Genomic DNA, 9,927 nt, shown 5'->3' with positions numbered 1-9,927 from the left:
GACGCCGGACCTGACGGTCATGCCGGGCTATGACCTCATCTGCCTTGACCACCTGGGCCAGCTTCTCTGGCCGCGAGGCGCACACCTGCCGACCGACGTCGCGGCCCTGGCCCCGGACGGGTCGGTTCTCTTCCGGCGTGCGGTTCACGCCCTGCCGTGAACGCGACATCCGCAGACTGTGAGGCGAAGCCGATGACCAGCGAAGATGAGGTGGGTCTGGCGGACCTTCCCGGTGACCTCCCCACGCTGCAGGAGGCGTTCCAACTGCCGAAGGTCACCACGTACCGGCATCTGACCACGGGCTGGATGAATCGGAACTGGGAGATCATCGCCGGACAGCAACGGTACGTGTTGAAGCGGATCCTGGCCATCCCCCCGGCCGCGGCCCGCGAGATCCACGCGGCGTTATCGTTCGTGGCGACCTGTTCCATTCCGGTGTGCCTGCCGATTCGATCGCTCGCCGGTCACTCCGTGGTGGACGTGGACGACCGCTCGTACTGCCTGGTCCGCTGGGTAGGCGGCGCCCACCTGGCGGGCGAGGATCTGTCGCTTCCCGCTGTTGCGCGGCTTGGCCGCCTGGTCGGCAGAATCCACCAGGCGCTAGCGCGGATGCCCGCCACCTGCGAGCCAAGACCCATCTCTTCCCCAGCGGACACGGTCATGGGTGAGGCGGCGAAGACCACGCAGACCATCATGGAGATCGAGCGAGTCATCACCTCCCTGGCCGATCCAACCCCCTACGACCTGCATATCCTCAGGCTGCTGCGACGTCGCGCCGACCTGCTGCACCTTTATGCGCATCTCCGACCCGCCAGGCAGGCGGAAGTACCCTCGCGCTGGGTTCACGGGGATCTCAACAACAGGAACCTGCTGTTTCGCGGTCAGACGGTCGCGGCGGTACTGGACTGGGACCGGATGCGGCTCAGCACCTACGCCGATGAGATCGTCCAGGCCGGACTCTCACTGTTTCGCAGCAGGACCGGCGCGGTGGACGTAGCCAAGATCGCAGCGTTCGTGGCTGCGTACCGAACGATCGTCGACATGGAAAGCGCCGAACTGGCCGAGGCGGTGTCTCGCCGATGGTGGAAGCGCCTTACGGACGTCTGGCCAGCGGAGTTCCGCTACCTCCGTGGCGAGCCCAGCGAGCGGATCGCCAATCTGTTCCCTCCCGAGGAGGCGGCTCTGGAGTGGTGGACCCTCCATCGTGACGAGGTCATGCGGGCTTTCGCTGGATGAGATGCGGACACAGCGACCACCAGCCAGGTACGCCGCGATCGTTCCCGGGGTGGGACGAGTAGCAATGTGAGCTTGACTCGATGGCCCCCGATCGGTCGCTCGTCTGAGCCGGGATGATCGACGAAGCCCCCCCGTCTAGGTAGCGGCGCCGAACAGGTCATGACAGCCAGCAAGGCCGCTCACCGTTACCTGACGATGGGCGCCCTGCTCCCACGTGGCAGCGTCGATGATCATGAGGTGCTGCAGGAGCCGCTCGCCGTCCCGCGCGGAAACCTTGCGTCCGTTGTCCCGATAGCCCAGCTTTCGGGACACGACCGCGGATGCGACGTTTCCGTCCACATATTCTGTTCCGGCTTCGACTGCGCCAAGGTGGACAAACGCCAGGTCGAGCACGGCGGTCCGGGCCTCGGTGCCGTAGCCGCGGCCCTGGTACCGCAAGCCTATCCAAGAGCCGGTCTCCACGGTTCGCGTGATCGCGAAGTCGGTCGCCCACATGCTTTGCAGGCCGATGGCGGTGCCGTCGAGGCGGACGGCCAGCTGAAGATCCCAGCTGTCAGGTCTCCAGTGAGCCAGAGCCCGCCAGTGCCGCTGGAGCAGCTGCCGTTCCCGTTCGGGAGACGGCGCGTACAAGAAGGACTGCTGGAAACGGACCTGGCCGGCCGGCTGAAGGTGGGCGGCGGCCCGGCACAGGTCCACCAGGTCGTGGGGCGTCGGCAGAGCGAGTTCGAGCCGTTCGGTTGTCAGGCGAAGCCCGAACAACGGCCAGATGGAGACCAGATCGTGGTGCGCGTCGCGTGGCGTCTGTGCCACGGGCCCGTTATCGGTCACCGGCTTTCCCGCTGTCGAGGGGTGCCGTGTGGTCCGGCCCCGGCGGCCAGAAGATCTCGATGTCGACATGACGTTTCGTCACAACCTTTCCATCGGGGAGGGGCGGGCGAAGGCCGATGGGGTAGATCGTGTACCGCGGGTCTGGGCCGCGACGGTGCTCGCGGTCCCATGCTCGCACGAGGTCGGCCATGAGCGTCGCCGCGGCGGACGCTTCAGGTCCGAAGGCGTGGCTGCCGATCTCGACGTGGCGCTCGCCTCGGCCGCGTTTGGTGAGGTAGGCGAAGCTGTCCGCCTGGACGACGGCGTTGCACATTGACGGAATCAACGGGTTGGCCAGGAACTCGGCCACGCCCTCGGCGTCCCTGTCGATGGCCAGCACACAGGAGTTGGTCAGGGTGGTAGCCAGCCACACCTGGAGAGTGTCCAGCGACTCGTCGCCGCGGACGGTGACTCCGGCCCATTCTTGCGCCTGTCCTGCATGGAATGCCCGGTCCAGCGTCGCCGCGTCGGTCGGGCAGGGATCCTCGTCGAACCGCAGCCGCACCGTCCCTCCGCGCAGCGGCACCGACGTCCACGGCCGCCTTCCCTGGCCCTGCATGGCGACGAAGCCGGCCAATTCCTTCGAGGTGCTCACCAGCCGGTCACCGTGCTTAGCGAAGCCGATCGAGCGGGTGAAGCCTCGCACGCGCAACGGCGCCACCAGCGAGCCGCCTTCGGCGAGCTGCGCCATCCACGCTGGGGGAATGTCGGCGGCCTCGACCGTCACCACGATGGCGTCGAACGGCGCGTGCGTCACGCAGCCGTCGTCTCCGTCGCCGAGCGCCACGTCGACGTGGGTGTATCCGTTCTCGTCCAGCAGCCGGCGGGCTCGACTGGTGATGTCGGGGTCGATGTCGAGGGTGACGACATGCCCCTCATGGCCCACCAGTTCGGCCAGCAGCGCGGCGTTGTAACCCCCTGACCCGATCTCCAGCACGCGCATGCCGGAGGTGATGGCGGCTTGCTCGATCATCCGCGCTTGGATCTGCGGCGCTGACACGGAGCTGATCGCGGTCGTTCCGTCGGTGGCCCACTTCGTGCGGACGACGGCCTCGGGATCGTACGCCTCCCGCAGCGTCGCTTCGGGCGCGAACGCATGCCGGGGAACGCGGGAGAACGCCTGGGCGACCTCGTCTCTGCGGATAGCGCCGATCTCGCGCAGGCGGTCAACCATGGCCGCACGCAGCGGCTGCTCCGAGTCCACATCGAGGGTTGGCATCTGCTCAAATTAGCGGCCGGCAATGCAGACGGGGGGCACTTCGTCGTGCGTGCCCCCACCCTTTGCCCATGCGGCAGCCCGCAGTCCCGAACCGCCGCCGGAGACGGGTTCGCTTCTCGAGGCAGTCTTATCCGTATTGCTGACGCATGGAGCGGTCGTAGGCGGCGTGCGGCCCCAGCCCGGCCTCAGCTCGACGCTCGTCCAGCCGTTCAGGCTCTTCTATCGGCCGCGGCTGGAGAACACCATCAGGGGCGTGGTACTGCGTGCCGTACACCTGGGGCCGCCCCTCACCGACACGAACGCGGTCCACGAGATAGGCGAGGTTCCGCGGCGGCGCCTGGCCACGATCTACGGCGTCGTGTAGGAGCGCCAGGCACCGCTGCTGGAAGGGCAGGTCATGGTCAGCATGCTGAGCCCGGAGCCACGCTGCCTGCGCTCCGTTCTCTCCGACGAGGTCATAGCCCGGCCAGCCGTGTTCGTCGATCACCTGCTTGAGGTAGGTGGTGTTGTCGGCGTCCACGCTCCTCCACTGCTCCATCAGGTCTTCTGGCTCGGGTCCGCTCTTGGGCAGGCTCAGGCGAACCTCCTGATCGCGTTGCATGCGCTGCAGGAGCTCGTCGCGAAGACCGGCGTCGGTCACGATGCGCATCCCCTTGCCACAGCGCGGAACAAGGAGTCGATGTGGCGGTAGGCGACCTGGCGCCCGCAACGTGATCGACTGGGAGCTGGTGGAGAAGATGTGGCCCGACCCCATGCGGGTGGCGATCTCCATCCGCGAGGGCAGGCTCAACTCCGTCACTCTGCTGCGCTGGCTCGGCTCCCACTCGCGCAAGAGCGAGATCTACAAGGCGTTCCGGGAGGTCGGCCGCAGCGTGCGCACCGTGGCGCTGCTGCGCTTTCTCGCTGACCCCGCGCTGCGGCGGCGCATCACCGCGGGAGGCGCATCGGCGCCTGACTGAGGTGGCCGCTCGCCGTAATGCGCTGATCTCGCAGTTCGTCGCGGCGCTGACCGAGCTGGACGAGGAGGAAGCGATCCCGGCGATCCTGGCCGCCTCCCGTCCGACCTCCGGCGGGGACCCTCCAGCGGCTACGCCGATCAACTGGTGCCGCAGACCGCCATCGCCGCGGCCTTCTACAATCCCGATACTGAGGATCTGGCGCTGACAATGTCGGTGTATCAGATCCGTAAGCTGCTGGCTCGCGCGCAGGGCGAGCAGGCGGATGAGGGCGCGGGCCTGCCCCGATCAGGCCCCTTTGCCGGGTAGAGCGTTTTGGCTGGCCGCAGGCCAGTCCCGGGGAACGCGAAAGCGCAGGCTCCGGGCGGTCAGCACGCTCAGGTGGGCCGCCAGGCGCCGGGTGATCGCGTGCTCGGGCACGTCCAGGACGAAGCCGCTGGCCACGCGCTGGGCCGTGACAAGGTGAGGCAGGAGCAACAGGTCGCTGCACCGCCGGATCGTCGTCGTCCCCCAGGGCCAGTCCAGCGGCTCTGTCCGGAGCGCGAGCCCGGAGGAGAGCTCGCAGATGGCCTCGGCCAGCGGGTCGAGGAGGTGGGTATCGATCTGGGTCTCATCGACATACATGTCGTGGATGTTGTTTTCCGACAGGATGACCGCGGGCACGCCCAGCGCGGCGAGCTCGCGCGGTGGGATCCCGAAAAGTCGGACAAGGGTCATGGTGCCATCCAATGCGTGAGGGCGTGAATGACGAGCTGGTGACGGTCGGCGAAGCCGTGTTCACGGCAGATGTCGGTGATGATGCGCTGCTCAGTGCGCACGCTCCAGGTGGTCACCTCCGCCGCCTCGTGCCCGCAGGGAGCGCTCTACCATGTCACTCTCGAACATGTGAACGATCGTAGCGGGCGCTCGAAATGTACTACGGAGCGTGGCCGTGCTACGGGACCAGGAGGGGCATGTGTCATGGCTGGTCCTCCTCGCTCCGCTTAAAGCAGGGCGCGAAGGAGTCATCTGGCGGTGTTCATCATCGCCCATGACGACGGAGCGGAGGACCACTCGAGATGCTCGTCGTCGTCGCGAATGTCGGCGCGTCCCCCCGGTGGCGGTGTCCGCACAGCGGGGCCGACCGGCCGGCCGCCACCTCAGCGCAGGCCGCCACCCGCCGCCATCAGCGGCCGGGCGGTGGGGGTGGTGAGCAGAGGAGAGCCAGTTTCGGCGCATGGGTCATCCCGGACGTCGAGGAGGGCGCCCGGCATGGGGCAGCCTCCAACCGAATCGATCCGGGATCAGGCCGAGGAGGACAGGCCAGACCCAAACCCCGCCTTGGCGAGGTCAAAGGGCAGGTTACTTGGCGGGCGCGCGCCAGTCAAGATCATGGATCTCGCGCACGAAAGGAGTGCTCAGCTTTCATGGGCAGGGGTGTCACCCCCGCCCGTGGATCGTCCTGTCTTAGAGCCTGCTGACGAAGGGTTTGGTCGGTACCGCTGAGTTGGGGTGATCTCGGCGGCTCTCCGGGTGTGTCATGCCTGCGAACAGGAGCGGGCTCCTGATAGCTGAGGTGTTGTCGAAGCAGCTCAGTAGCCAGGAGCCCGTGATTGTCTGTCTACACGCCCGCGCCCGAAATGCCAGTGGTTGCCCTTCGCCGGGGTGCCGATGTCACGGCCGAAGATCGGCGTGTCCGTCGGATCTGTCCGATGCCGAGTGGGCGGTGCTGGAGGGCGAGGCGCGGGCGGTGATGGCTGAGCTGGTCAAGGCCATGGGCCGGGCCTGGCTGATGCGCTATCGGCGGCTGGTACGGATCTACGAACGCAAGCCCGAGCATCACGAGGTTTTCGTCTGGTGGGCCTCCGTCCACCTGATGACCCGCCGCCTGGCACGCGAACTGGCAGGTCAACCACCTCATGGCCGTTGGGGCGACCTGCCACCGCTACCAGAGCTGACCAGCCCGGACCGGCGTGGCAAGGTCCTGGAGCTTCTCGCTGCCCAGCCCTGGCGCGTCTGGCGAGGAACGAGCTGGCCGCCATCCTCGGCATCGACAACGTTAACAGCTTCCGCGTCCAGCTCTCCCAGTGGTCCCACCGGGGCTACATCCACAAGATCGAACCAGCCCTCTAGGCCTGCACCTCATCGAGCGCTTAAGCCTTCGTCAGCAGGCTTCTACCTGGCGGTCTGGAGGTATCCCGGATGGAGCCGCGGGCACGGTCGGCGCGGGAACCTATGGCGAGCCGTCACCTTCGGGCCTGGTGAGCCGTACCAGCGCCGCCGGGGTGTGCTGATTCAGCTGCATGGGGTGGGCGGTGGCCTCCACCCGTATCCACCCGCCGGTGATCGACCGCAACCGCAGGACCTCGCGCACCCGTCCGGCCTGCGGCAGATCGGCCGCCATGCGCCGGGCCAGCGGCAGATCCTGCGGGTGGATTGCCGGTAGGTGCTCGCCTCCCAGCTCCCAGGCCACGCCGGGCATCGGGTCATCCACCCAGCGCAGCAGCGTCAGCTTGTGCACATTGACGATCGCGCGGTGCACGCCAGGCTCCTGCTCCGCGGCGAGCACCTGCTGCGCGAGCACCCCGGACAGGAGCATCGCGCTGGGGGTGCTCTCGGCTGGTCCGATGTCGTGGGTGATGCCCCGGGCCACCATCTCCAGCTGACCGTCCGGGCCTTGCTGGGCGACCACGCGGCAGGCGAAATTGGCGGCGCGGCACTCGCCGTCATCGCGCCGTACTCCCCAGGTCGCCTGGTGTTCGGTGCCGGGTACGGAGTTGACGATCAACGACAACGCGTTCGCCTCGTCGGCGTTGGTGATCAGCCGGCCACCGCCGAACGCCTCGGCGGTGGTCTTCTCCAGCCGCCGGCCCTCCGGGGCCACCCCGTACAGGTCCAGCAGGTCGTGTGACACGCCGACCCGGTCGGTGGTGAGGTTGAAGTACCAGGCGCCAGCCGGATCACGGGGCGGCGGCTGCGCGCCAACCGGCCCCACCCACGCATACACCCCATGAACTCGCCCGCCGGGCGCGATCAGTGGGTCGCCGATCAGCTGGCGGCGACCGTCAGAGGAGGTCATCCGCACCGGTTGTCCTCCGGCCGCGACGCGAGCGATTAACGCCCGCGCCTCCGCGAGATACCGGCCGTTGCGCAGGACCTTGTCCAGGGGCAGCAGGCGTTTGGGAGTCTTTCCCACAGCCATCACGCTCGGCTCGCTGCTTGTCCCTCCGAACACTTCCACCAATAGCCAGTGGTCGGACACCATGCCTCCCTTGTCGTGTCATGTCGTCTCGGCCGAGCGCCGTCGCACCAGCCATGGCACTACCCGCTGGTAGGCGCTGCCCAGGAGGCGGACTACCAGCCAGGCGCGTTTGGCGTCCGACCCGATGAGGACCTGGCTGCGGCCTCGCGCCGTCCCGCGCAGGATCGCCGCGGCGGCGCTTGCCACATCGGTGCGGGCCATCGCCGCGAACCGCTTGATCGCGGCGGCGGGGTCGATGCCGGGCGCGAAGGTTCCCTTGCGCATAATGGCGGTGTCGATCGCGCCGGGAAAGACGCAGGTCACCGTGACGGGATGGCCTTGCAGCCGCAGTTCCTGGCGCAGCGCTTCGCTGAACCCGCGTACGGCGAACTTGCTGGCGTTGTAGGCGGTGGAGTAGGGGGCGGCCAGGAATCCGTAAGCCGACGACATCGTCACCAGATGTCCCCGGCCGGAGGCAATCAGGTGGGGGAGGAATGCCTTGGCGGTGTTGACCATGCCCAGGAGGTTGACGCTAATGATGTGGTCGAAATCGGCCAGGTCGGAGCGCAGCAGACTACCGGTGTGGATCACTCCCGCCACGGCGAAGACCGCCTCGACCTGACCGAGACGTTCGGCGACTGTCGTCGCGTAGGTGGTCACTGCCGCGCGGTCGGTCACATCGAGCTGGGCGTGTTCCACCGTGCTGGTCAGCTCACGGCACGCACGCGCCGTCTGCTCGACGGCGTCGCCGTCCAGATCGGCCAGTGCCAGGCATGATCCGCGCGCAGCCAGATCCAGGGCCAGAGCCCGCCCGATGCCAGAGCCGGCCCCGGTGATCACGGCCGCCCGGCCCGCGTAGTAATCCGGCATCCCTGTGTCTCCTCCTGCTTGTTCTGTGCGGTCGCGGTCCTGGATGGTGGATCCGCGGATCCACTTCCGCATCGTCTCCGGGGCAGCCGCGACGGCGCCGCCACGAAGATCGCGCCCTGGCCTGCGGTCGATTCCTGTGGGGCACATACCGTCCGCTCAGCTAGGTGCACAGACGACAGGGACATTTCAGGCAAGATCGTGCTGGGGCGTCACGGTAACGCAAAGCGGCAGGCCCGCGCCACCTCACGGGGGAGGCGCGAGCTGATGGGTGTGGCAGGGGGAGGAGTATCAGCTCCGTTTGCTGCGCAAGGCGGCGGCGAATTGCTCGGCCGCAGCGCGGACGCGGTCCAGCTCGCGATCGGTGAGATCGGGGGGAACAACGACGGTGACCTGCGCGGCGCGTCCGACGGCCACGTCCATGACCGACAGATCGGCGGGGGCGGCACTGTCCTCGGCTTCGCGGGCGCGCAGATACTGGGTGCGGAGGTCACGCAGCATGTCGGCGGCCTCGTGACAGCCGGCGTCGTCGAGTTCTTGGGGGTCGCCGCCGGTGACGAGCGCCGCGGCGGCGACGCGCCAGGTCTTGCGGATCGCGGCCGGATCGCCGTTCTTCATCAGGCGCAGGGTCGGCTCAGGTAGATAGAACCTGTGCGAGGTGCCGGGCAGGGTCTCATCCAAGGCGCAGACGCGCCTGGCGAGTTCTCTCCAAGTCAGCCCGGCTCGCTGCCTCCAGGTGTCGAGTAGGGCGGCCTCGGGAGTGGCGACGGTTCCCTCGGGTTCAGGCCAGGTCATGGTGTTCCTCCAAGCGGTGACGCCGTCCCGTTGAGGCGGGAAGTGGGTCGGCGCCGAGGTGCTTACGGGGGTAGGCCCTGCTGGTGAGGCTGAGCTGGTACGGGAGCCTATGACGTGCTCCTTGGACCCACCGAGGAGGGAGGTAAGGGGTGATGGCGAACGCGCCGCCCGTGATCGGTGAAGGTGGTGGTCCGGCCCAAGGATGTTCGCATGGACCAACATGTTCGCGTCGTACGCATCAACCGCGCAACTCGCATGGCGTATTTTTTCCCTCGCAAGCTGCATAAATAACGAGATGAGCAGGATTTTCCCCTTTCTCTCCCGCTAGTTTCTTGCTAGTTTCTACGCACCATCCGCAAGGACTGCGTAAAAAATCTTGGGAGGGGCTTGGTGGGAGCGGACACTCTCGATCTTGATGGGCTTGATCATAACGAACTGGCCGATCTCGTCCAGCGGGCCACCAGCCTGCTCATCCAGCGCGTCCTGGCCGGCCATGGCTCCCTGGCCGAGCTCGAGCCGCTCACCGCCGACGAGGCCGCCGCGATCATCGGCGGCCCGCCCTGTCATAAACGGTCACCGGCAAATACCCGAGGGACGCGGGCCAGAACTCATCGTCTGCGATGAGAAGACCACAAGCAGAGTAGGGAGGAAAGTGCATCGTGTTCGACGACAGGGTGGTGCCTCTCGACGACATCGTCAGGCTGCTCCCACGGCGTTTCACCCCCCGGCGCGACATCCCAACCGTCTGCGAGAAGCTCAGCGACCTG

At 67.4% G+C, this 9,927-nt stretch carries 11 protein-coding genes; 3 read left to right on the top strand and 8 right to left on the bottom strand.

Going from position 1 to position 9,927, the window contains the following annotated elements; all coding sequences use genetic code 11:
* Window positions 1-192: 192 nt before the first annotated feature.
* Window positions 193-1,236 carry a phosphotransferase gene (locus AB0J64_RS55950; RefSeq protein ID WP_364046563.1) on the top strand — a complete coding sequence of 348 codons (1,044 nt, stop codon included), beginning with the start codon at window positions 193-195 and terminating at the stop codon, window positions 1,234-1,236.
* 135 nt (window positions 1,237-1,371) lie between these two features.
* Here the strand turns inward: AB0J64_RS55950 and AB0J64_RS55945 are convergent, their stop codons facing one another.
* From AB0J64_RS55945 to AB0J64_RS55935, 3 genes are all read right to left on the bottom strand, one after another.
* Window positions 1,372-2,064, bottom strand: a complete 693-nt coding sequence (locus AB0J64_RS55945) for a GNAT family protein (protein ID WP_364046560.1) — start codon at window positions 2,062-2,064, stop codon at window positions 1,372-1,374.
* Window positions 2,054-3,322: a methyltransferase, FxLD system gene (gene fxlM / locus AB0J64_RS55940; RefSeq protein WP_364046557.1), complete on the bottom strand. Its 1,269-nt coding sequence runs from the start codon at window positions 3,320-3,322 to the stop codon at window positions 2,054-2,056. The genes AB0J64_RS55945 and fxlM overlap by 11 nt, the downstream gene beginning before the upstream one ends.
* 127 nt (window positions 3,323-3,449) lie before the next feature.
* Window positions 3,450-3,971: a DUF6624 domain-containing protein gene (locus tag AB0J64_RS55935; RefSeq protein ID WP_364046554.1), complete on the bottom strand. Its 522-nt coding sequence runs from the start codon at window positions 3,969-3,971 to the stop codon at window positions 3,450-3,452.
* Between AB0J64_RS55935 and AB0J64_RS55930 the strand changes: the two genes are divergently transcribed.
* Window positions 3,922-4,281, top strand: a complete 360-nt coding sequence (locus AB0J64_RS55930) for a Tn3 family transposase (RefSeq protein WP_364046551.1) — start codon at window positions 3,922-3,924, stop codon at window positions 4,279-4,281. The genes AB0J64_RS55935 and AB0J64_RS55930 overlap by 50 nt on opposite strands.
* 144 nt (window positions 4,282-4,425) lie before the next feature.
* Window positions 4,426-4,587, top strand: coding sequence for a hypothetical protein (locus AB0J64_RS55925; protein WP_364046548.1), 162 nt, complete (start codon window positions 4,426-4,428; stop codon window positions 4,585-4,587).
* Here the strand turns inward: AB0J64_RS55925 and AB0J64_RS55920 are convergent.
* The 5 genes from AB0J64_RS55920 to AB0J64_RS55900 all read right to left on the bottom strand — a co-directional run bounded on the left by AB0J64_RS55920 (window position 4,567) and on the right by AB0J64_RS55900 (window position 9,727).
* Complete coding sequence (locus AB0J64_RS55920; protein WP_364046545.1) at window positions 4,567-4,995, bottom strand: hypothetical protein; 429 nt, start codon at window positions 4,993-4,995, stop codon at window positions 4,567-4,569. The genes AB0J64_RS55925 and AB0J64_RS55920 overlap by 21 nt on opposite strands.
* Before the next feature lie 1,495 nt (window positions 4,996-6,490).
* Window positions 6,491-7,522 (bottom strand): GAF domain-containing protein, encoded by a 1,032-nt coding sequence (locus AB0J64_RS55915; RefSeq protein WP_364046542.1) that lies wholly within the window; start codon window positions 7,520-7,522, stop codon window positions 6,491-6,493.
* 15 nt (window positions 7,523-7,537) lie between these two features.
* A complete protein-coding gene (locus AB0J64_RS55910) occupies window positions 7,538-8,368 on the bottom strand; it encodes an SDR family NAD(P)-dependent oxidoreductase (protein ID WP_364046539.1) in 831 nt (276 codons plus the stop codon).
* A gap of 288 nt (window positions 8,369-8,656) precedes the next feature.
* Entirely contained in the window at window positions 8,657-9,046 is a 390-nt protein-coding gene (locus AB0J64_RS55905) for a hypothetical protein (RefSeq protein WP_364046536.1), read from the bottom strand.
* Window positions 9,047-9,502: 456 nt separating this feature from the next.
* Window positions 9,503-9,727, bottom strand: a complete 225-nt coding sequence (locus tag AB0J64_RS55900) for a hypothetical protein (protein ID WP_364046533.1) — start codon at window positions 9,725-9,727, stop codon at window positions 9,503-9,505.
* Window positions 9,728-9,927 lie beyond the last annotated feature (200 nt).

This window comes from Nonomuraea sp. NPDC049695, from assembly GCF_040674955.1.
GTDB classification, from domain to species: Bacteria; Actinomycetota; Actinomycetes; order Streptosporangiales; family Streptosporangiaceae; genus Nonomuraea; species Nonomuraea helvata.
The sequence above is the reverse complement of the archived record's forward strand: the minus strand, read 5'-3'. Positions and strand labels throughout refer to the sequence as shown.